This window comes from Emticicia sp. GW821-FHT11C11 (assembly GCF_058808615.1).
This window is the reverse complement of sequence record NZ_JBXARV010000001.1, coordinates 1,002,536-1,025,516: the sequence shown is the minus strand read 5'-3', so window position 1 is coordinate 1,025,516 and position 22,981 is coordinate 1,002,536. Positions and strand designations below refer to the sequence as shown.

Below are 22,981 nucleotides of genomic sequence, written 5' to 3'. Positions count from 1 at the left end.
CTTTGCCTTTAATGAACCCAATACTTCAAATATCTGTAGTTATTCCATTATATAATGAGGTTGAATCACTGCCCGAACTCCACGACTGGATAGTACGGGTAATGCAGCAAAATAACTTCAGCTACGAAATTCTTTTTGTTGACGATGGAAGCCAGGATGGCTCCTGGCAGGTGATTCAAGACCTGGCCAATAACAATGCCTGCGTAAGAGGTTTCAGATTTGTACGCAACTATGGCAAAACAGCTGCTTTACAAACAGCTTTTGTTCAGGCAAAAGGTAATGTAATTATTACCATGGACGCCGACCTGCAGGATAGCCCCGACGAAATTCCGGAATTATACAGAATGATAACTGAAGACGGATTCGATCTGGTGTCTGGCTGGAAAAAGAAACGTTATGACCCATTGACTAAAACTATTCCCACCAAGCTCTTCAATGCCATTTCGCGCTGGGTGTCAGGCGTTCATCTGCACGATTTCAATTGTGGTCTGAAAGCCTATCAGTCAAGAGTTGTAAAAAACATCACGATTTATGGCGAAATGCATCGGAATATCCCAATCATTGCCAAGTGGAATGGCTTCAAAAAAATAGGTGAAAAGGTGGTACAACATCAGGCACGCAAATATGGCAGCACCAAATTCGGTCTCGAACGCTTCATTTTTGGTTTTCTGGACTTGCTGACGGTTGCCTTTGTTAATAAATTCGGACGACGCCCCATGCACTTCTTCGGTACAATGGGTGTGCTCTCTTTTATTGTCGGCTCTATTATGGCCTTTTATCTGATTTTTGAAAAGCTTTATAATATCAGCCAGGGTTTGCGCTACCGCAACGTAACAGACAACCCGATGTTTTTTCTGGCATTGGTGGCTATCATTATAGGCTCACAGCTTTTTCTGGCCGGATTCATCGGCGAATTATTTGTAAAACAGACCTTTAAAAAAGACGAATACCTGATAGAAGAAAAAACCGGAGAGTAAATTCCTTAAACCAACAAACTACTATGAAGTTGATCAGACTCACCCTACTACTCTTTGTTTTCAGCCATGTTTCCATGGCTCAGAAAGTTAATAAGCTTATCAAGGAAAATGAAGTTAAACGGATCATCAGTACCCTGGCAGCCGACGATATGATGGGCAGAAGCTCGTTACACCCTCAGCAAATTGAAAAAGCTACGGCCTTTATTGCTGACGAGTTCAAAAAAATCGGTCTTCAGCCGTTGAATGGCCAGACAGGATACAGACAGGAATTCCCGATTACCAAAATTGACGGATTCGAAAAAGCAGAGGTAATTATTAACGGACAGGTTCTTACCAAAGATAAGTTCGTTTTTATGTCAGACAACGAAGAAGTAAGCTGGACTTCGAACATTCCTGTTGTAATAGTAGGCAAAGGTGATACTTTTTCTCCTAACCAGTTTATGAGTGACTCAACCAGCAAAATTGTATTGGTAGATGCCGCACACGAAAGTAAACTGGCAGGTTTAAAGCGCTTTTTTGGTCGCACACGTTTGTTATCGAAACCGTATCCTAAAATAGCCGGAAATATTTTATTTGTTTTGGGTTTTAGCTCATTAGAAAATTATTCAGTGAAAATCAAACAACATAAAGAAGCATTTAAAATGACCAATGTTGTAGGCATGATTCCGGGCAAAAGCAAACCTGATGAAATCGTTGTGTTCTCGGGTCACTACGACCATCTGGGTATTCAGAAAGCCGTTGAAGGCGATTCGATAGCCAATGGTGCTGATGATGATGCCTCGGGTACCACTGCAGTTATTGCATTAGCCAATTATTTCAGGAAACTGAAAAATAATGAGCGTACCATTGTTTTTGCAGCATTTACGGCTGAAGAAATAGGCGGTTTTGGCTCTAAGTATTTCTCTGAGCAACTAAACCCCGACAAAGTAGTGGCCATGTTTAATATAGAAATGATAGGTAAGGCATCTAAATGGGGCATTAACTCTGCTTTTATTACAGGCTTTGAACGTTCAGATTTCGGCCCGATCTTACAGAAAAATCTGACAGGTACAGCCTTTACATTCCATCCGGACCCGTATCCGCAGCAAAACCTTTTCTATCGTTCTGATAACGCCACCCTTGCCCGCCTGGGAGTACCGGCACATACCATATCAACGGATCAGATTGATTCTGACAAACTTTACCATACGGTAAACGACGAGGTGGAATCGCTTGATATGCAAAACATAGTGGCTACAATCAAAGCAATTGCCTTAAGCGCACAAAGCATTATAGCAGGAAAAGATACCCCAACCAGAATTGATAAAAGTACGGTAAAATAAGAATTGCCTCAGTTCAATAAACTAAACCTTAATCCTCTCTTCTCTCTATTGGGCAAGAGAGGATTTTGTTATCATATGCACTTCCACATATTGATTTAGAAATAGCCGGGCATCTGTTTTGTTATTCAATTTCGTATACAATAATTTCAGTCAGACTTTCGTATAATAGAGGTTTAGAGGCGTAAAAATATTTATCTGATTATGATATTTAAACCCTTTAACCTTTTGCAACAGTTCACAAAAATGCTTACGTTTGCTTTCATATAACACCCTTTCCTCACCAAAATGAAGTTTACACTCCCGCAATTAGAAAAAGGCAAGTTCAAAAAAATCATTGCTAATATTTGGAAATTTACCGGATATGCAAGCATTGCTTTTGTTATATATCTGGTGGCTGTCAGTTTCAATTTATTCTGGTTGTTTGGCAAAATGCCAAGCCTTGAAGAAATTGATAATCCAAAAAGTGAAGTGGCGTCAGAAATTATTTCAGCCGACGGAAAAGTAATTGGCAAGTTCTTTCATGAAAACCGCAGTCCTATAGAGTTCAGTGAGCTTTCTCCTAATATTATTAATGCTTTAGTAGCTACCGAAGACGCCCGGTTTACTGTGCACTCAGGTATCGATGCCCGCAGTACACTTCGGGTTGTAACGGGTGTATTCACAGGCCAGAGAAAAGGCGGAGGAAGTACTATCACTCAGCAATTAGCCAAGAACTTATTCAAGCTGCGTGAAATTGACTTTTACAAAGGCCCTTTATATAGCATACCCGGTTTTAAACAACTGCTCATTAAAACCAAAGAATGGATCACCGCCATTAAGTTGGAACGCAGATACACCAAGCAGGAAATAATGGAAAAATACCTGAACACCATTGAGTTCAGCAGTGGGGCTTTTGGTATCAAATCTGCTTCTAAAACGTATTTCAAAAAAGAACCGAGTGAATTAACCCTTGAAGAAGCCGCCGTTTTGGTGGGTATGATTCAGAATCCTTCGCGTTTCAATCCGAAGTTTCATCCGGTAGCTTCAAAAGCCCGTCGGAACATTGTATTTGACCAGATGGTGAAATATGACAAACTTTCACCTGCTACGGCAGAATCATTAAAACAAGTCCCTATTGCACTCAATTACCAGCCCGAGAGCCATAATACGGGTCCGGCACCATATTTCAGAAAGTTTTTGAAAGACTGGCTGAAAGACGAATTGGGTAAAGACGGGTATGATATTGAAGATATTGAGACGAAAGGTTTCAAAATCTATACAACCATAGACTCGAAAATGCAGATTTATGCTGAAGAAGCGTTGAGAGAGAATATGAAAGAGCAGCAGAAGAAATTCTATGAACACTGGAAAGGACGCCAACCCTGGGTATTGGGTACTGAAGGAAATTACAAACCGATACCTAACTTTATAGAAAATATTGCTAAAACTACGCCGCGTTTCAAAGAGCTGAAAGAGCAATATAATGATGACATGGACAAGGTATGGAAAGAAATGAACCGACCCACCAAGATGCGTGTGTTTTCATGGAATGGTGAAAGAGATACCGTTTTGTCATCCATGGACTCAATCAGGTATTACAAGTTTTTATTACATTCGAGTTTTCTGGCTATGGATCCTCGCAATGGCCATATCAAAGCATGGGTAGGCGGCATTAATTATAAGTATTTCAAGTACGACCATGTATATCAGGGAAAACGCCAACCCGGCTCTACGTTCAAGCCATTTGTATATGTTACAGCTATTGACAATGGGTTTTCAACCTGCGAGCAGGTGGTTGACCAACCTGTAACGATTCCTGTACCCGGTGGTAGCTGGACACCCAAAAACTCTGACGGAGAATACAGCTATAAATCTCTCACTTTGCGACAAGCCCTGGGGCAATCTGTCAACTCAGTGAGTGCTTATCTCATTAACCAGTTTAAGGCCGGGAATGTCATAAAATATGCGCACAAACTAGGTATTAAAAGTAAGTTAGACGAAGTGCCAGCACTTTGTCTGGGCATCAGTAACGTTTCCTTATATGAACTAATGGCAGGATACAGCGTATTTGCCAACGGTGGTAAGTATACCGAACCAATTTTTGTAACCCGCATTGAAGACAAAAACGGCGAGGTGATAAAAGAATACTATTCAGATAGCAAGGAAGTAATCAGTCAGGAAACCGCTTATAAGATGATACATCTTATGCGTGGGGCTACCCAACCCGGCGGTACAGCTTATGGGGGGCTTTCAAGATACGGACTACTGGATGGAAACGAAGTGGCGGCCAAAACAGGTACTACTTCCAACTACTCAGATGGTTGGTTTATGGGAATAACACCTACTCTGGTAGCCGGAGGCTGGACCGGAGGCGATGAGCCAACTATCCACTTCCGCTCTATTGCGCTGGGGCAAGGCTCGAGGGTATCATTACCTACCTGGGGGATGTTCTTTCAGAAAGTATATGCCGATAAAACCATTGAATACAAAAGAGGTTCATTCTTAAAACCGTCAACGGTTTCTATATCGGGTGATTGCGTGTTTACCGCTGGCGAAGGATATCACATTGATTCAACTCAGAAATATACTCCGCCAACGGCAAAACCTGCTGACGATGACCAGCTATAGTTAAGCTGCCATCCGGACGCGTTCTGTTTCCTGTTCTGATGCAATCTCAGAAGATTCAAATAACAGATAAACGGTCTTTGAATGCTTTTCTTTACTGACAAAGTATTCGTTCCAGTTAGAGATAATTACACTGATTCCACAGAAGATGCCCAGAATCACATACGGAATCTGTACTAGTAATATAAAGATGTGTGACATATAAGTTGTTAGTTTCATGGATATACCCTAACAATAGAAAACTCTGTTCCACAAATGATTATCCATAAAAAAGCGAAAGATGAGGAAAAAAGTCCTCATCTTTCGCTTTTTACATTACATGCCAATCACAGTTCCGTTCTTATACAGTGTAATTAAATAATACGTTAATCTGCTCAAAAACTACCCTCATTTAACAATACCTTAACACGTCGGTAACACCTCAGGAATAATAAAGCCATACTTTTGCGGCGTGAAAATTAGTAAAATCAAAGTATTACAAAGCAAAGTGCAGGTTAATTCACCAACTCATAGGGCTATTCTACCGACCGTAAACTGTTTCCAAAATTCAGGTCATTTTTCCAAAAAAATTAAAACGTTTGCAAAGCGATTTAAAACGTTTGCATTAGGTTACTCAAAAAAAATAATATTTTTTATTGTTATAATGCAACAAATTTGAAATAACACCTATAATCTGAAGATTCATAAACTTTCTGTCGTAAAGTATTTTTTGTCCCATGGATTGAACAAATCCGACGACTAAGTCTTTTGGCGCGTACATTATGCACTATTATTTATGAAACCCTTCGCCCTTTGTAAGTACATTGAAAAACATCAAATTGTTTAATTAACTATCTTATTATGAAACACCTTTCTGCCTCTCCCCCACCCTTAAAATTAATCTTGGGGGTATTTTTGTTTGCTATTGTGTGTTTGTCTGAATCATATGGACAAAACACAGTATTTGCCAGCGCGAAAACCTCATTGGGCACCAGCCCTGTTGATGGAAAAATTGTAGAGTTAACTGTGAAAGGTCGCGTGACTGATGCCACTACCGGCGAGCCATTGGTTGGCTCTAGTGTTGTTCTGAAAGGAACCCAAAAAGGTACAAGTACCGATGCAGAGGGTAACTATTCAATATCAGTAACCGACGAAAAATCAGTTCTGGTATTTGGGTTTATTGGCTATACCAAACAAGAAATTGTAGTAGGCAACAAAACCACCATTGATGTATTGCTGAAATCGGAAGCCTCAGACCTGGCGCAGGTTGTGGTAATCGGTTATGGTAGTGCTACCAAAAAGGATATGACCGGTTCGGTAAAATCTATCAAGAGTGCCGAGTTTAATAAAGGTATCATCAACTCACCTGAGCAACTATTGCAAGGTAAAGTAGCAGGCGTAAACGTTACTTCTGCCAGCGGTGAGCCGGGCGGTATTCAGGGAATCACAATCCGTGGTCCCGGAGGGGTTCGTACAGGGAGTACTCCACTATTCATTCTGGATGGTATGGCGCTTGATAACTCAAGTACCGGTGGTGCAACCAACCCTCTGAACTTCCTTAACCCACAAGATATTGAATCGATCGACGTATTGAAAGATGCTTCGGCTACGGCCATCTATGGTTCTCGCGGAGCCAATGGTGTAGTACTCATCACTACTAAAAAAGGTAAAGCAGGTTTCTCAACTTTCAACTACTCAGGAAGCGTGGGCATTTCAAAAATAGCCAGAGCATTGCCTGTGTACGGAGCCGATGAATTCAAAAAACAAGTAACAGCTATTGGCGGTATTTTAGAAGACTTAGGTGGCAATACCAACTGGCAAAACGAAATCACCAGAACTGCCATTACTCAAAACCACAATATTTCAATTGGTGGTGGTGCAGATAAACTGACTTACTATGGTTCGTTTGGTATCCAGAATCAGGAAGGTATCCTAAAAAACAACTCCCTGAATCGCTACACCGGACGTATGAATGTATCTCAGAAATTCCTTGACGACCGTTTGACCATCGATGTTAACATGAACGCCACTTATACGGCCAACACCAGACCTCCTATTGAAGGTTTGATTGGCGGGGCCATCTCAATGAACCCGACGTATCCGGCGTATAACGACAACGGTCTGCCAAGAAACTACCCGAACGTTACAAACCCTTTGATTACCTTGAAACTGGACAAAGATGTAACTAACATCAATCGGGTAATCGGTAATATCTCGCCATCGTTCAAAATCACAAAAGATCTGATTTACAAACTGAACTTCGGTATTGATAACTCCAGCTCTGTTCGTGATTTGCAATCATTACCTAATGCTGAGCCTCAAAGAGACGGAAGGTTGGAAACTATCTATACCTATAACCGCAATAAGCTGATTGAAAACTATATCACTTATACGCTTAACAAAGATATTCATAGCCTGACTGCCTTAGCGGGTCATTCATACCAGAAGATATTTGTTCAGGGCCGCACTAGCAGTATCAACAAATTCCCGATTACTGATATTGAGCCTATCTACAACCCGGGCTTAGGACAAGAACTAACACTAGCCAACAACAAACCTACAGGTTATGCTTTGGTTAATGAGCTGCAATCATTCTTTTCGCGTGTGAACTATCAGTACAGAGACAAGTATCTGGCTACTGCAACCGTACGTGTGGATGGTTCTTCTAAATTTGGTTCTAACAACAAATACGGGGTGTTCCCGTCGTTCTCAGTGGGTTGGAGACTTTCTGAAGAAGACTTCCTGAAATCGTCAAACATCGGTGAATTGAAATTGAGAGCAGGTTGGGGACAAACCGGTAATCAGGAGATCCCTTCAAAAATTACGCAGGCTTTGTTCACGTCGCAGGTTTCTGCAGCAACCAGTTATCCATTATATGGAACATCGGTATACCCTGCAGGTACTTCTTATACTCGTCTGGCTAACCCGAATATTCAGTGGGAGGTTTCGACTCAAACAGACTTAGGTCTTGATTTCGGTTTCTTTAACGGTGCTCTGACAGGTTCTGTTGATTACTTCAACAAAGTATCGAACAATATCCTATTGGAAGTTATTCCTTCTGACCCTGTTCAACCGGCCGGTACATTCTGGACAAACGTAGAAAACATGACCATTACCAACCAGGGTGTTGAACTTGACCTGAACTATCGCTACACATCAGGAAGCGGTCTTAGAGTAGACGTAGGCGGTAACATTACATTCATTGATAACGTGGTTAAAAACTCTCCATATACGGTTATCCAGTCAGGTTCTGCTTCAGGCTCTGGTCTTACCTCAGCCACCATCAATGGTTATGTGAGCGGCCAGCCTATCGGTGCATTCTATATGCTTGATTTTATCGGCTTTGACGACAAAGGCATCAGCAAATACAGAGATGTAAACGGCGATGGCATTATTACAGACAAAGACCGTATTACAGCCGGAAGTGCTCTGCCAACTAAACAGTTTAACTTTAATGCAAACATAGCTTATAAAGGCTTTGATCTGGCTGCCAACTTCAACGGGGTATCTGGTAATAAAATTTATGATAACACCGCCAATGCTAACTTCTATAAGCTGAGATTGTCGAAAAGTCTTAATACAACGCCTGAAGCCAATGACCCTAAAGAGTCAATCAACAATGCCGCTTCAGTTTCTACGAGATTCCTGAAAGACGGAACATTTTTCAGATTAAACAACTTGTCTTTGGGTTACAATGTCAATACAAAAACTATAGGACTCGGCAAATGGGTTTCTGCTTTGAGATTGTCAGTAACAGGCCAGAACCTGTTCGTTATAACCAAATACAATGGTTATGACCCGGAAGTAAATACTGACAGAACTGTAGCAGGTATTTCTTCTTACGGTATCGATTACTTAAGTTATCCTAAAGCCAAATCTGTAGTATTTGGTCTGAATGTTTCATTTTAAAATTTAAAACTCATGAAAAAGAAAATATATTCAACATTGGCTCTTGCCGGATTGTTGGTATTGAACAGTTGTACAGACCTAAAAGAAATCGTTTTAGATGAAACACTTAGTTCAAACCTTTCAGACAAAGCTGCCGTAGAGGGTATCATTGCCCCGGTTTATGCACGTCTTCCGGACATATTCTTACATACCAACTATTTTGCACTACAGGAGATTTCGACCGACGAAGCTATCCTTCCTTACCGTGGTGGTACTGACTGGGGTGATAACGGTATTTACCTGAACATGCACGCCCATAATTATGTTAGTACTGACCCGAATATCCGTAACACGTGGAACCTGATTCTGCAAGGTATGTCGAGAGCTATTACGGCTATCAACACATTACCGACACTAAAAGACCCATCTACCAAAACCTTTTTGGCAGAAGCCCGTGGTATGAGAGCCTATTACTCTTTACTTACGCTTGATTTGTTTGGTCTGGTTTTCGTAAAGGACGATATCGGACAGACTTCTAAAATCATCAGAGGTGATGAAGCAGTAGAATACATCAAAAGCGAACTATTGGCTGTGGAACCCAACCTTGAAACAAACGTTGGCCCGGGTCGCTTAACCAAAGGCGCCGTTTGGGGACTACTAGCCCGTTTGTATCTGAATGCGGCCGTTTACAGAGATATAAATGCGGCCAATTTCACGTTCAAGCCGGAAGACATGGACAAAGTAATTGAATATAGCGATAAAATCATCTCATCAGGTCAATACCAGTTGTCGAATGACTTTTTCTCTATTTTTGGTTCTAATAACCACGATAACAAAGAATTGGTTTTTGCAGTAGATCAAAGAGCAGAGTTGAACGGACATAACCGTATGGCTTACTTCTCTTTGTCTGGTGACCAGTTCCCGCTGCCTGCGTATCCTGCAGCCAACGGTACTGACGGCCCCGGTATTACCTCTGACTATTACCGCACATGGGTTAATGCTTATGCACCACAGGACCCTAAAGTTGACCCACGTTTTTACAAACAAAACATATCTATTTACACCAATCCGGCTGACTCTTGTGTAACAGAAGCCAATTTCAACGTTGACCGTGGTATCCTTCGTGGCCAACAATATGGTTTAATCAGAAAGAACGGTGTATTTGTAAAATGTGCAAACGGCAACTTTAAAGTTGGTAAATTGTTTCACGATACCCGTAACAGACCAACACAGCCGGTTGAGTTTACAGAAAAAATCGACTTTACAGTTGAAGGAAGTAACTACAACACTGGTTACCGTGTTGAGAAATATGAGTTCAGCAAGAAATCAACAAGTGGTAGAAACTTCGGTGAAGCAGATATCGTAATTGTTCGTCTGGCTGATGTTTACCTCATGCGTGCAGAAGCTAAACTTCGCAAAAGCGGAGATGCCGCCAGCGCGTTAGCCGATGTAAACACGGTAAGAGCTGCCAGAAACATTACAACGCCTCCTCCGGCATTAACATCAATGTCTTTAGACTTGTTGTATCGTGAGCGTGGTTTTGAGTTCTACTGGGAAATGTTAAGACGTTCAGATATGATTCGTTTTGGCAAATATGAAGGCACCTGGACAGAGAAAACCAACAACGATAAGCAGAAAAGAATCTTCCCGATTCCACAAACAGCTATCGATGGTGCCTCAAATATCCCGGGTTATCTGAAACAAAACCCAAGTTATTAATCAGCACTTACTTACCTATTCGTTTATCGGGCCATGTTTCCTTCATTGGAAACATGGCTTTTTTTAATAATACAGCTTCGCACTATTAGTTTTTGGCTTCAACCAGAAAGTTCTCTTTACTTTTCAAAAAGAAGCCGATCCAGGCCAGGGCAATAAGGACAAAAGCCATGGGAGGTGCTCCTGCGGCCACTTCAACCGCCGAGGCTCCACCTAAATAAGACAAAATAAAATAGAAGCCTATTTTGTAGGTTTTCGGAATCCACAACAGAATCACAAAAATGATTTCCGCAATTCCGAATACGCTGATGTAAGGACCGAAACCCGCTTTGGTAAGACCCGTCACCACCTGCTCACCTCCGGAAATTTTAGTAACGCCACTCATTACAAGCATTAACGACGGAAGTGCCAAAAAAATAATTGACAAGATTTTCTTTGTTTTGTTCGACATAAAAGTATTAGTTTATAAGTAATTAAACGATTATCAAGATTAATACACGAACTCAAAAGAATAAGTTTACGTTTAACAGTAAATTTCCTTTAGAAAGTAGTTTCCTTCAAGAAACTACCAGTATTAATAAATTGGAGTATGGAGAATAAGATTATTAAAATGCCAGACGTAAAAGATCATGCGCAATGCAGCAGCCACATGATGGCCGTGCAGGATGCCATGGATATTTTAAATGGTAAATGGAAGATAATGATAATTGGCTCACTGGGCTTTGGCAAAAAGCGCTTCATGGAATTATTACGTGACGTGAACGGAATTGGTGCTAAAATGCTTTCTAAAGAGCTGAAAGATCTGGAAGATAATGACCTCGTAAAACGTACCGTTTATGATACGAAACCGGTAACAGTAGAATATGAGCTGACAGAATACGGCGGCACATTACAAGAAGTTATAGGTGCCATTGCCAATTGGGGTGCAGAACACCGGAAACGGATATTCAATAAGTAATCTTTTACTGAAAATCACGCAACTTGTTTAAAACAAATCCCATTCGTTCGTTTACAGTATAGTCGCCTCTTAATTCAAGAATCGGGCACACCTGTTGTTGCAACCAATCTTCATGAGCGGCAAGATTTCTTCCCTGTGTGCTGTTGTCATCATAGCCATTGGCCCAGTTCATAAAGTCATGATATTGTCGTTTTCGGGTCTCATCGGTAAGAATGATATGCCCATAACGCGAATATTCTCTTTTTCGAAGTCTTTCCATTCGTATTTCATTCGAGATGTACAAAAAGACGATTAAATCGAACGCTATTTCTATATCCCATTTCAATAACGAACCTCCTATTATCCAGCTACTGTGTTTCAAAGTGTCGGCTTCAATCAATTCGTTGCGTAACTCCGGTTGCCGGCGTTCTAAAAAAGGCGGATCGGTTTTCACCCAGAAATACTCATCGCTATCAAAATATGGTACATTCAGCCGGTTGGCTAAAGCACTACCCAGTGTGGTTACGCCACTTCCAGAAGCGCCCATAATATGCAGTTTCATCCATCAATGGTTTTGTCAGTCACAAATATAATTCATCCTTAGACAAGTAAACACAATTGAGCAAAAGCAGCAAAAAACTTTTATGCAATTGCTGTTAAAATCTTAACTTTGCAAATTATTACAAAATTTACTATCCTTTAGCCATACTACTGGAAGGATAATCACTAATTGACTGGGAAATGTTTGAAAATTTAAGTGATAAGCTTAATAAAGCTGTCAAAACCCTGAAAGGGCAAGGTAGAATTTCTGATATAAATATTGCCACTACTATAAAAGAAGTACGTCGTGCCTTAATGGACGCTGACGTAAACTATAAAGTAGCTAAAGATGTAACTGACCGTGTACGTGAGAAAGCCATCGATCGTAAAGTGATGATTGCCGTTGAGCCGGGTCAGTTGTTTGTCAAAATTATTCAGGAAGAATTAACCGAACTTATGGGCGAACAAGCCCAGAGCGTAAACCTGAAGGGTTCTCCGGCAGTAGTGCTGATTGCAGGGTTGCAGGGTTCAGGTAAAACCACATTTTCGGGCAAATTTGCCAATTATTTAAAAAAACAAGGCCGCCAGGTATTATTGGTAGCCTGTGATATCTATCGTCCGGCGGCCATTACACAGTTACAGGTATTGGGCGAGCAAATCGGTATAGATGTATATGCTGAGCCTGAAAGCAAAAATGCTGTTGAAATTGCCAAAAATGCATTAGCATTTGCAAAAAGCAACGGTAAGAATATAGTCATCATTGACACCGCCGGTCGTTTGGCCGTTGACGAAGTCATGATGCAAGAGGTTGAAAATATTAAGAAGGCAGTTACTCCGGGCGAAATTCTGTTTGTAGTTGACTCAATGACCGGCCAGGACGCCGTGAATACTGCCAAAACATTTAACGAGCGTCTGGATTTTGATGGTGTGGTATTGACAAAATTAGATGGTGATGCTCGTGGTGGTGCTGCGTTGTCTATCAAAGCGGTTGTCAATAAACCTATTAAGTTTATTTCGACCGGTGAGAAAATGGAAGCCATTGATGTTTTCTACCCTGATCGTATGGCCAGTCGTATTTTAGGCATGGGTGACGTTATCTCGTTGGTAGAAAAAGCACAACAGGCTTTTGATGAAGATGAAGCCAAGCGCCTCAACAAAAAAATGCGTGAGAATAAGTTTGACTTAAACGACTTCCTGACGCAGTTGGAGCAGATAAAGAAAATGGGTAATATCAAAGACCTGATGGGCATGATTCCGGGTGTTGGTTCGCAGATAAAAGACCTTGACATCAGCAACGATTCTTTTAAACCTATAGAAGCAATTATTCGTTCAATGACTCCTACAGAGCGCGAAAAACCGGATTTGATTGATGGCAGCCGTAAGAAAAGAATCGCAGCTGGAAGTGGCACACAGATTATACAGGTAAATAATCTGTTGAAGCAATTTGATCAGATGCGCTCTATGATGAAAAAGGTAAATCAGATGCAGACCGGAGGAAAATTAAAGGCTTTTAAATAGACTTTATTCAGGATTCGATTTTGCATAAAAAAAGGCCACTTGCAGTACACAAGTGGCCTTTTTTTATGGGTCAATTTCTATTTAAGTCTTATTTCGATACAATTTTTATCTTAGCAGTGTCTCCTTCGCCTCTGATACCGATAGCGTCTATACGTGTCTGTGTAATACCTGCTGTCACTAGTTTTCTCTTAATTACAAAAGCTCTTTTAATAGCCATGGTTCTATTATCTATACCAACAGCATCTGAAGAATAACCCTGAATCTGGATTTGCAATTTAGGATATTTCGTAAACAATTCTATTAATTGATTAATCGATGTATTTGATTTATCGTCCAACGCCTGCGACCCTTTTACAAATGAAACATCTTTCAGTTCAAACACCTGACCCGCAGGTTTTGTTTGATCAGAAAGATAAGCTTCCAATTCCTGAGTCAGGCTACCTCCTGCTGTTTGAGCAGTGTTCGCAGCCGGCACACTGTCTTTTAAAGCTGTAGAATCAACTGATGCCGCAGACGTAGTGTCTATACCGGCAGTGAGTGAGTCTTCGACAACAGTGGTTTCCTCCTGAATCGTGTCAGTAAGAGACGGCTTATAATAGTTCTCATACCAATAATAGCCACCCGCTGCTGCAGTTATAATCAGTAGGAAAACCAACAAGCCCTTAATCGGGAATGTAGAACCGCTAGTTGTTTCTTCTTCTTCCGGTTCAACAAATTGTGGTGCAGCAGCCGTTTTCGATTTAAGTGCCGTAGGTTTAGCTGTAACAACACGTTTTGGCAGAGGAGACTTAGGCGAGAGTAATTCCTGCAAACCTAATTGCGGAATCATCTTTTCCATTAAGTCTTCTGGTGCTCTTTTAAATAACGGCTCGTGATGTTCAGTCAAGAATGCGGCTAAAGCATCAACATCCATTTTGTTGTTATCAATCTCTACACTAACTGCATCAATCAATATCGGTGTTATGAGGCTCGCGTAAGTACTTGAAGAGTTCTTCTTAATACCGGCATAAATACCAATAAGACTTACCAGCGGGCTTTTGTAAGCCGGGAAAATCTGGCTTACCTGGCTGTCTCCTATTTTTAGTATGGCATCAAGTTCTTCTTTTTTATTCAGATAAGACATCACATCGCCAATGAGCCTTCCACCCTGGTTACCCTTTTTAATCTGGTTATATAGCATGTTTAAACTCATGGTGCTTCCTGTTCTTCGCACCAGCCCTGCTACCAGGGTATAGAGAATGCCATCAATAGCTTTTTTAGTTTTCGTTGGGTCTTCATCAGTTAACTTGGCAAGTTTTGATACCACTTCATCAGTCAATGCCTCGTTCAACGTATCAAATAAGTTCATATTCTTTATATTTTGAATTATTCACAATTAATTACAACAAATTTCTTAATATTGGTTGCAAAACAACACAAAAATAAGGATTATTGACAAATTTTTTGCCTTTTTCTCTAACTTAAATTATGACCACTGAAAATACAACAAAACTACGCAGCCAGGATTGGTTCGGAAAAGATGGGAAAGACGGATTCATTTACAGAAGCTGGATTAAGAACCAGGGCTATCCTGCGCATCAGTTTAAAGGAAAACCCGTTATAGGAATTTGCAATACATGGTCGGAAGTAACTCCCTGCAACGGGCACTTCCGCGAACTGGCTCAATCTGTAAAAAATGGCATTTATGAGGCCGGTGGATTCCCCCTCGAATTCCCGGTGATGTCTCTTGGGGAAACCATTATTCGTCCGACAGCCATGCTTTACAGAAATCTGGCGGCGATGAGTGTAGAGGAAAGCATCAGGGGGAATCCTTTCGATGCGGTTGTACTTTTAACCGGTTGCGACAAAACCACCCCGTCGCTAGTAATGGGTGCAGCAAGTGTTGATTTGCCAACTATAGTAGTACCCGGCGGCCCAATGCTCAATGGCCGTTTTCAGGGAAAAGCCATCGGCTCAGGTACAGACGTGTGGCGTTTTGCCGATGATCTGAAAACCGGTAAAATGACACCAGAAGAATTTGAAGAGGCTGAGTCGTGCATGAGCAGAAGTATCGGGCATTGCTCAACTATGGGCACGGCATCTACCATGGCTGTAATGGTAGAATCTCTCGGATTAACACTTCCGGGAGCATCGGCCATTCCGGCGGCTGATTCGCGTAAAAAAGTATTAGCGCATATGTCGGGTATGAGAATTGTAGAGATGGTTCGTGAAAAGCTGTCGCTATCTTCTGTGCTGACGCGGGAAGCATTTGAAAACGCCATTATGATGAATGCCGCCGTGGGAGGTTCAACCAATCTGGTGCTTCATTTATTGGCCATTGCCGGACGAACAAATGTAGATATTACGCTTGATGATTTTGACAAGATTGGCAGTAAGATGCCGTTTTTACTCAATCTGATGCCGTCAGGCAAATACCTGATGGAAGATTTCTACTATGCAGGAGGGTTACCGGCAGTTATAAAGGAGATGGCAGGCTTTTTAAATAAAAATGCGGTTACTGTCAATGGCAAAAGTCTTATTGACAATTCGAAAGGAGCTAAAATATGGAATGAAGATGTCATTACTACCGCCAAGAACCCGATACTCCATGAAGGTGGCATTGCTGTTGTGAAAGGTAATCTATGCGAAAACGGAGCGGTTATCAAACCATCAGCTGCCTCAGCCCATCTGATGAAACACAGTGGTAAAGCGGTAGTTTTTGAAACCATAGAAGATTATCATGCCAGAATAGACGACCCGGATTTAGAGGTTGATGAAACCAGTGTTTTGGTTCTGAAAAACGTTGGGCCTAAAGGGTATCCGGGTATGCCTGAAGTAGGCAATATGCAATTACCTAAAAAACTGCTTGAGAAAGGTATTACAGATATGGTTCGTATATCTGACGCACGGATGAGCGGAACAGCCTATGGTACCGTATTTCTGCATGCCTCGCCTGAATCTGCCGTAGGCGGAAACCTCGGACTGGTACAAAACGGAGATTTAATAGAAGTTGACGTGGATGAGCGCAGAATATGGCTCCATGTATCAGACGAAGAACTGGCCGGAAGACGCAAAAACTGGAAACCTATTGACTTAGGATATAGTCGCGGCTATGTACAATTGTATGTCAATACCGTAACACAAGCCGATAAAGGTGCTGACTTAGACTTCCTGACTGGTTTCTCTGGTCATGAAGTAAAAAGAGAGTCTCATTAGCCACACCAAAAAGAGCCTGTAATAATCTTACAGGCTCATTTTAAGATTTGATGAACACACGATATTTAATCATTACTACTTTATTACTGCTGTCAGAGTTTTTTCTAATTAAACTTCCGGATGATGGTGTTTTCTGGATAGCCATGACAAGAATTACAGCAGCCTGTGTGCTTATTATGTGGTATTATAAATATCGCAAACCACTGCCCACTTTAATTGACAAACTCTTCATTAGCACACTGATTATCCCGGTTTTTATTTCAATATGTGTTCTGTTGCTTCCGGCAATTATTAAAGATTTTAATCTTTTGTCCCATGCCATTATGCTTAGCTTCTGGGCTGTGATATTTAAAATGATGGGCGCCAGAATAAAGTTTCAGGGGGCTTTTTTAAAATTTCTGAGAGTAATACCTGTTTATTCTTTATTCCCTATTTTGTTTTATATTTTTTCGCTGCATCCGGCACTGCCTCAATATGAAAAAATCCTGCTTTTGCTTTATACTTTAATTTATGTTTATACTTCCACTCTGGCATCTTTCCTACCGATTAATGACTCAGATAAGTTCTGGATAAGCTGGAGCGTAGCATTAATGGCCTTTGCCAATCTATTGGTATTCTACAGTATTTTTGTTGAGCAATTGCCCTGGCTTGGGTTCATACCACGGGCTATTGTGATACTTGCCAGATGTATCTTGATTATAAAAATGGTAGATTATTTTAATAAGAGACAAACCTCTGCTTCCTCTAATACTATTTCTTAAGATTTCACAGGGTTTTATTAAAAGCAGACCCGGGCAAGCGACTTGTCCGGGTCTGTCTATTTCTGTAGATAATAACTATCAAATACTAAACATGAATGGCTCTGTTATCAGCAGCTGCCAAAGCCGCTTCTTTTACTGCTTCCATATAGGTTGGGTGCGCATGCGAAATACGGGCAATATCTTCTGCACTCGCTCTGAACTCCATCGCCGTAACTGCTTCTGCAATCATATCGGCAGCTCTGGCACCAATAATGTGTACTCCTAATACCTCATCAGTGTCTTTACTTGCCAGAATTTTAACCAGTCCGTCAGTATCCCCACTGGCAGTGGCACGACCCAGCGCCTTAAACGGAAACTGTCCCGACTTGTAATTCACTCCTTTGGTTTTTAGCTCTTCCTCGGTTTGTCCTACCGAAGCTACTTCCGGCCAGGTATACACAACTCCCGGAATAAGGTTATAGTTAATATGCGGTTTCTGACCATTCATAATTTCGGCTACCAATACACCCTCTTCTTCTGCTTTATGAGCCAGCATGGCTCCTCTTATCACATCTCCGATGGCATAAATACCTTTCACATTGGTTTCTAGTGTATGTTCATCTACTACAATTTTACCACGGTCAGTTGTCACGCCGGCAGCCTCGAGATTCAATCCATCAGTATAAGCTCTTCTGCCAATACAAACCAGGCAATAATCACCCTTGATCTCCACGGGTTTACCGTCTGCGCCATCGGCTGACACCAGCACCTCTTCACCAAGATTCTCAATTTTAGTTACTTTAGTATTGAAATAGAAATCAGTACCCAATTTCTTTACAGACTTCTGTAATTCTTTACCCATGGTTTTGTCCATTGTCGGAATCATCGAATCGGCAAACTCCACAAATGTTACTTTCGCTCCCAGACGTGCGTAAACTGACCCCAGTTCTGCTCCGATTACCCCCGCACCGATCACAATTAAATGCTTGGGTATTTCTGTCAGGTTCAAGGCTTCGGTACTTGTAATGATGCGCTTTTTATCATAGTTCATAAAAGGCAAAATAGTAGGCTTTGAACCGGTAGCTATAATCACTTTTGCTGTAGTTATCTGCTCTTCTGTTCCATCTGCTTTTTTGATATGAATTGTATTCTTATCCTGAAATGAGCCCAGCCCGTTATAAACAGTGATTTTATTCTTTTTCATCAGAAAATTGATACCGCCATTCATTTTCTCAACCACACCTTTTTTTCTGGCCATCATTTGTTCGATATTTACTTTGGGCGCAGGTATTTCAATACCATGTTCAGCAAAATGATGAGCTGCGTTATAAAAATGCTCTGACGAGTCGAGCAGCGCTTTTGATGGAATACAGCCCACATTAAGGCAGGTGCCACCTAATACATTATATTTTTCAATGATTGCGGTTTTCATCCCTAGCTGAGCGGCTCTGATGGCAGCTACGTATCCTCCCGGACCTGAACCTATAACCGTAACGTCGTATTGCATGTGATTGTGAAGTTTATATTTTACTCGAATATACTTAAACCTGGAAATTGTAAACTCTTATTCTCTGGTTAGAAAGTTGCCACTCTGTCTTTCTATCCTTATAGATAAAGTGTACTTCAACCTTGTAATGACTGCTTCTTTTTATTACTCGCATTTGGCACAAATACACCTTTATTAAAGAACAAATTTTTGCATTTAATTATTCCTTTCATTCTGTTAAATGCCGCGGCAATACCAAAATAAATATATGTACTAGATAGCTGTTTCTCCCGCCGGACTTACCTAATCTCTTAAGCTATATCAGTATCCTATACCTGCGTATAATTTAACGTCGTCAAGTGTGATAGTTGCTCCGCACATAATCACGAGCCGCTCAACCACATTCCTTAGTTCTCTTACATTCCCTGTCCAGGGTAGGCTTTGCATGTATTCCATCGCCTCAGCATCAAATTCTTTTACGGCATCGCTATATTCATCAGCAATATCTTGCAGAAATTTCTCTGTCAGCAACGGGATATCATTTTTCCGGTTGGCCAGAGAAGGTACATGAATAGGTATTACATTTAAACGATGGTATAAGTCTTCACGGAAGTTTCCCTCCGCAATTTCTTTTCTCAAATCTTTATTGGTAGCGGCAATTACCCTCACATTCACTTTTATTTCTTTATCACCACCCACACGTGTAATCTTGCTTTCCTGCAAGGCTCTCAGCACTTTTGCCTGTGCTGAAAGACTCATGTCACCTATTTCGTCAAGGAAAAGCGTACCGCCATCCGCCTGTTCAAACTTACCAATCCGCTGTTTGATAGCAGAAGTAAAAGCACCTTTCTCATGACCGAAAAGTTCACTTTCAATCAATTCCGAAGGAATGGCCGCACAGTTTACCTCAATTAAGGCCTGATTGCAACGGTTACTTTTCTCATGAATCTGTTTAGCTACCATTTCTTTACCAGAGCCATTAGGCCCGGTAATTAAAACGCGTGCTTCTGTAGGGGCTACCCGGTCAATGGCATCTTTTACTTTCCTGATTAGCTCCGACTCCCCCACTATCTCATTGATTCTGTATATTCTTCGCTTGAGCGTTTTTATTACTTCTACATCCTTACTCTTTTCAATGGCATTGCGCACTGTTACAAGTAAACGATTCAAATCCGGTGGTTTGGTTATGAAATCAAAGGCACCCCGTTTGGTTGCTTCAACTGCGTTTTCAACATTACCAAAAGCCGAAATCATCACAAACTGGGTTATCACACCTTCTTCTTTAGCTTTATGCAACATTTCAAGGCCATCAAGTTTGGGCATTTTTATGTCACATAATGCCACATCATAATATGTTTTAAGCACCATTGCCAACCCCTCTTCACCGTCTTTAGCTTCGTCTACTTCATACTGTTCATATTCCAGAATGTCTCTTAGGGCATCCCGAATACTCTTTTCATCATCAACTATTAACAATTTTGCCATTATAGATTTATTGGGGGACAAGTTCAATCAAAACAATGCGAATTGTTTAATTTTAAGCTGCAAAATAATGAAAAAATAGCATAGACCGTTAGGATTTTATTCTAAAAATAGATTTCCGGTTATATCGGCTCCCTCTACCAGGAGCTACTGTTATCAACAAAGAAACTCTATATTTGTTAATTCTTAACACAAAACACTTTTACAATACACCTCGTTTATGAAGGCAGGCATTATCGGCGCGGGCATAGGAGGTATTGCAACGGCAATCCGTTTACGCAATAAAGGGTACGAGGTTGATGTATTTGAGGCCAATGATTATGTCGGAGGAAAATTGAGCAGTTTCAAACAAGGTTCTTATCGGTTTGATGCGGGTCCTTCACTTTTTACAATGCCCCAATTGGTAGAAGAGCTGTTTGAAATATCGGGCAAATCGGTAAAAGATTATTTTAAGTATATCAGGCTTCCGGAAATATGCCGTTATTTCTGGGAAGACGGCACAAGATTAAATGTATCGGCCAATAGCATTGAGTTTGCTACAGAAGCCGAAAAACAATTGGGTGAGCCTGCCGAAAAAATAACAAAAGCCTTGCAAAACAGCGCCTTCAAGTATGAAATTCTCAGTGGTCTTTTTCTGGAAGACTCTCTGCATAAATTTTCTACCTGGACCTCGGCAAAAGCGCTTAGGGGTTATCTGAACCTACCTAAATTGGGTATTTTCAGTACTATGAACAATGCCAATGAAAAGTTTTTTTCTACTGCTAAGGCTGTTCAGTTATTCAATCGCTATGCTACTTATAATGGTTCTGACCCTTACCAGACTCCTGCTACGATGAATATCATTCCTCACCTGGAATACAACGTCGGTGCATTTTTCCCTGAAAATGGCATGTACGGTATTACAGAAAGTCTGGTTGCTTTAGCAAAAGACTTAGGAGTACAATTTCATTTTAACACCCGGGTCAAAGAAATTTGCGTAGCAGATAAAAAGATAAAGGGATTGAAGGTTGAAAAAACGGAAAATAGCACCAGCGCTGATTATTTTCTTCCGTTCGATGTAGTGGTGAGTAATATGGATATTACCCCAACTTACCGGAAATTGCTACCTCATGCCAGGCACCCCGAAAAATTGCTCAACCAACCCAAAAGCGGCTCAGGTCTTATTTTCTATTGGGGCATTAAAAAGGAATTTGAGGAGTTGGGATTACACAACGTTTTTTTCTCGGATAACTACAACGCAGAGTTTACGCATCAGTTTCAGAAAAAAAACATTTATCATGACCCGACCATTTATTTGAACATTACTTCGAAATACAAAAAAGATGATGCACCGGCCGGATGCGAAAACTGGTTTATTTTATTGAATGCTCCGGCAAATGAGGGTCAGAACTGGGATACCCTCATTGAGGATACCCGACAAAATGTAATTGAAAAACTAAGCAGAAACCTGAACGCGGATATTAAATCCCTGATTGAATCAGAATCTATACTTGACCCGCGCACAATTGAGTTCAGAACATCATCGGTGCAGGGAGCTTTATATGGCAACAGTTCCAATAACAAATTTGCGGCGTTTATGCGCCATGCCAATTTTTCTTCGCGAATCAGAAATCTATATTTTGTAGGTGGCAGCGTACATCCGGGCGGGGGTATCCCGCTGGCGCTTTCCTCGGCCAAAATTGCAGGTAATATGGTGCCTAATGCTTAGGCTATAAATTTTACCACCGCCTCTACAAACTCATTCGGCTTATCCGCCTGTATCCAATGCCCTGCGCCTTCAATGGTTTCAATGACAGCATTCGGGAAAACTTTCCTGATAGCAGGTATGTCCTCATCATAAATATATCCCGACTCACTGCCACGCAGAAACAATACCGGTTCTGTGATTTCACGGGTATCGATAAAATCGCCTCCTACCTGGTATATCTCACGACTTAATACCGGAAGATTAATACGCCAGTCGAATTTACCCATTTCGTTTCTATAGAGATTTTTCAACAGGAACTGACGTTCACCTACGCTGGTTACATATCTGTCTAATTGCAGTTCTGCCTCTTTCCTGTTTGTAAGTGTGTCTAAATCTATCGAGTTGAGCCCCTGAATGATGTGCCCATGATGTGACGGGTAATATTTGGGAGCAATATCTACCACAACCAGTTTGCTAAACTTGCCCTCATGCTGCATGGCAAATTGCATAACGGTCTTCCCCCCCATTGAGTGACCTACGATAATAGGTTTATCAAGTTGATGCTCATCAATAAAGTCGTTCAGGTCTTCAGCCATCAATTCATAACTGAATTCTTCACTGCGAGGTGATTGTCCGTGATTCCGTGCATCAAGTGCATATACGGCATAACCTTTCTCAGCAATCATCTTGCTGATGGTAAACCAATTGTCTGAAGAGCCAAAAACACCGTGTAGAATCAATACAGGCTGCCCTTCGCCTGTTTTTCTATAGAAAAGTTTCATCTGTTGGTAATCATATTAAGCAATCTTGTGGCAAAGATAGGATTTTATTAGATATTGAGTGAATGAGTGAGTTAATGATTGAGTGATTTATAGTATGGAAATTCCAGCTTATTTTGCCACAATGTACA

General features: G+C 41.1%; 17 protein-coding genes. 10 read left to right on the top strand and 7 right to left on the bottom strand.

Going from position 1 to position 22,981, the window contains the following annotated elements:
- The first annotated feature begins 11 nt into the window (after positions 1-11).
- From AC1RRY_RS04295 to AC1RRY_RS04285, 3 genes are all read left to right on the top strand, one after another.
- Positions 12-977, top strand: coding sequence for a glycosyltransferase family 2 protein (locus AC1RRY_RS04295; protein WP_492817851.1), 966 nt, complete (start codon positions 12-14; stop codon positions 975-977).
- A 23-nt stretch (positions 978-1,000) separates the two neighbouring features.
- A complete protein-coding gene (locus tag AC1RRY_RS04290; RefSeq protein WP_492817852.1) occupies positions 1,001-2,299 on the top strand; it encodes a M20/M25/M40 family metallo-hydrolase in 1,299 nt (432 codons plus the stop codon).
- Positions 2,300-2,584: 285 nt separating this feature from the next.
- A complete protein-coding gene (locus tag AC1RRY_RS04285; protein WP_492817853.1) occupies positions 2,585-4,906 on the top strand; it encodes a penicillin-binding protein 1A in 2,322 nt (773 codons plus the stop codon).
- Here AC1RRY_RS04285 and AC1RRY_RS04280 read toward each other — a convergent pair whose 3' ends face one another.
- Positions 4,907-5,104: a hypothetical protein gene (locus tag AC1RRY_RS04280; RefSeq protein WP_492817854.1), complete on the bottom strand. Its 198-nt coding sequence runs from the start codon at positions 5,102-5,104 to the stop codon at positions 4,907-4,909. It lies immediately after the preceding gene.
- 639 nt (positions 5,105-5,743) lie between these two features.
- Between AC1RRY_RS04280 and AC1RRY_RS04275 the strand changes: the two genes are divergently transcribed.
- Positions 5,744-8,791 carry a SusC/RagA family TonB-linked outer membrane protein gene (locus tag AC1RRY_RS04275; protein ID WP_492817855.1) on the top strand — a complete coding sequence of 1,016 codons (3,048 nt, stop codon included), beginning with the start codon at positions 5,744-5,746 and terminating at the stop codon, positions 8,789-8,791.
- Between the two features lie 12 nt (positions 8,792-8,803).
- Positions 8,804-10,489, top strand: coding sequence for a RagB/SusD family nutrient uptake outer membrane protein (locus AC1RRY_RS04270; RefSeq protein ID WP_492817856.1), 1,686 nt, complete (start codon positions 8,804-8,806; stop codon positions 10,487-10,489).
- Positions 10,490-10,574: 85 nt separating this feature from the next.
- On the opposite strand, the gene AC1RRY_RS04265 is transcribed toward AC1RRY_RS04270, so the two are convergent.
- On the bottom strand, positions 10,575-10,937 hold the full coding sequence (locus tag AC1RRY_RS04265; RefSeq protein WP_492817857.1) for a DoxX family protein: 363 nt from the start codon (positions 10,935-10,937) through the stop codon (positions 10,575-10,577).
- Between the two features lie 138 nt (positions 10,938-11,075).
- Here AC1RRY_RS04265 and AC1RRY_RS04260 point away from each other — a divergent pair, with 138 nt between their 5' ends.
- A complete protein-coding gene (locus AC1RRY_RS04260) occupies positions 11,076-11,444 on the top strand; it encodes a winged helix-turn-helix transcriptional regulator (protein WP_492817858.1) in 369 nt (122 codons plus the stop codon).
- 4 nt (positions 11,445-11,448) lie between these two features.
- Here AC1RRY_RS04260 and AC1RRY_RS04255 read toward each other — a convergent pair whose 3' ends face one another.
- Complete coding sequence (locus AC1RRY_RS04255) at positions 11,449-11,985, bottom strand: AAA family ATPase (protein ID WP_492817859.1); 537 nt, start codon at positions 11,983-11,985, stop codon at positions 11,449-11,451.
- A gap of 179 nt (positions 11,986-12,164) precedes the next feature.
- Here AC1RRY_RS04255 and ffh point away from each other — a divergent pair, with 179 nt between their 5' ends.
- Positions 12,165-13,481: a signal recognition particle protein gene (gene ffh, locus AC1RRY_RS04250; protein WP_492817860.1), complete on the top strand. Its 1,317-nt coding sequence runs from the start codon at positions 12,165-12,167 to the stop codon at positions 13,479-13,481.
- Between the two features lie 88 nt (positions 13,482-13,569).
- On the opposite strand, the gene AC1RRY_RS04245 is transcribed toward ffh, so the two are convergent.
- Positions 13,570-14,829: a DUF937 domain-containing protein gene (locus AC1RRY_RS04245; protein WP_492817861.1), complete on the bottom strand. Its 1,260-nt coding sequence runs from the start codon at positions 14,827-14,829 to the stop codon at positions 13,570-13,572.
- 119 nt (positions 14,830-14,948) lie between these two features.
- Here AC1RRY_RS04245 and AC1RRY_RS04240 point away from each other — a divergent pair, with 119 nt between their 5' ends.
- Both AC1RRY_RS04240 and AC1RRY_RS04235 read left to right on the top strand, forming a co-directional pair.
- Positions 14,949-16,676, top strand: coding sequence for an IlvD/Edd family dehydratase (locus tag AC1RRY_RS04240; RefSeq protein WP_492817862.1), 1,728 nt, complete (start codon positions 14,949-14,951; stop codon positions 16,674-16,676).
- A gap of 50 nt (positions 16,677-16,726) precedes the next feature.
- The gene (locus tag AC1RRY_RS04235; RefSeq protein WP_492817863.1) at positions 16,727-17,437 is read left to right on the top strand and encodes a hypothetical protein; all 711 of its coding nucleotides are present in this window, start codon (positions 16,727-16,729) and stop codon (positions 17,435-17,437) included.
- 85 nt (positions 17,438-17,522) lie between these two features.
- Here the strand turns inward: AC1RRY_RS04235 and lpdA are convergent, their stop codons facing one another.
- Together lpdA and AC1RRY_RS04225 are read right to left on the bottom strand one after the other, a co-directional pair.
- Positions 17,523-18,923 (bottom strand): dihydrolipoyl dehydrogenase, encoded by a 1,401-nt coding sequence (gene lpdA, locus AC1RRY_RS04230; protein ID WP_492817864.1) that lies wholly within the window; start codon positions 18,921-18,923, stop codon positions 17,523-17,525.
- Between the two features lie 300 nt (positions 18,924-19,223).
- A complete protein-coding gene (locus tag AC1RRY_RS04225; protein ID WP_492817865.1) occupies positions 19,224-20,387 on the bottom strand; it encodes a sigma-54-dependent transcriptional regulator in 1,164 nt (387 codons plus the stop codon).
- Between the two features lie 217 nt (positions 20,388-20,604).
- On the opposite strand from AC1RRY_RS04225, the gene crtD reads away from it, so the two are divergent.
- Positions 20,605-22,092, top strand: a complete 1,488-nt coding sequence (gene crtD, locus AC1RRY_RS04220; RefSeq protein WP_492817866.1) for a 1-hydroxycarotenoid 3,4-desaturase CrtD — start codon at positions 20,605-20,607, stop codon at positions 22,090-22,092.
- Here the strand turns inward: crtD and AC1RRY_RS04215 are convergent.
- Positions 22,089-22,853 (bottom strand): alpha/beta fold hydrolase, encoded by a 765-nt coding sequence (locus AC1RRY_RS04215; RefSeq protein ID WP_492817867.1) that lies wholly within the window; start codon positions 22,851-22,853, stop codon positions 22,089-22,091. The genes crtD and AC1RRY_RS04215 overlap by 4 nt on opposite strands.
- Between the last annotated feature and the right edge of the window lie 128 nt (positions 22,854-22,981).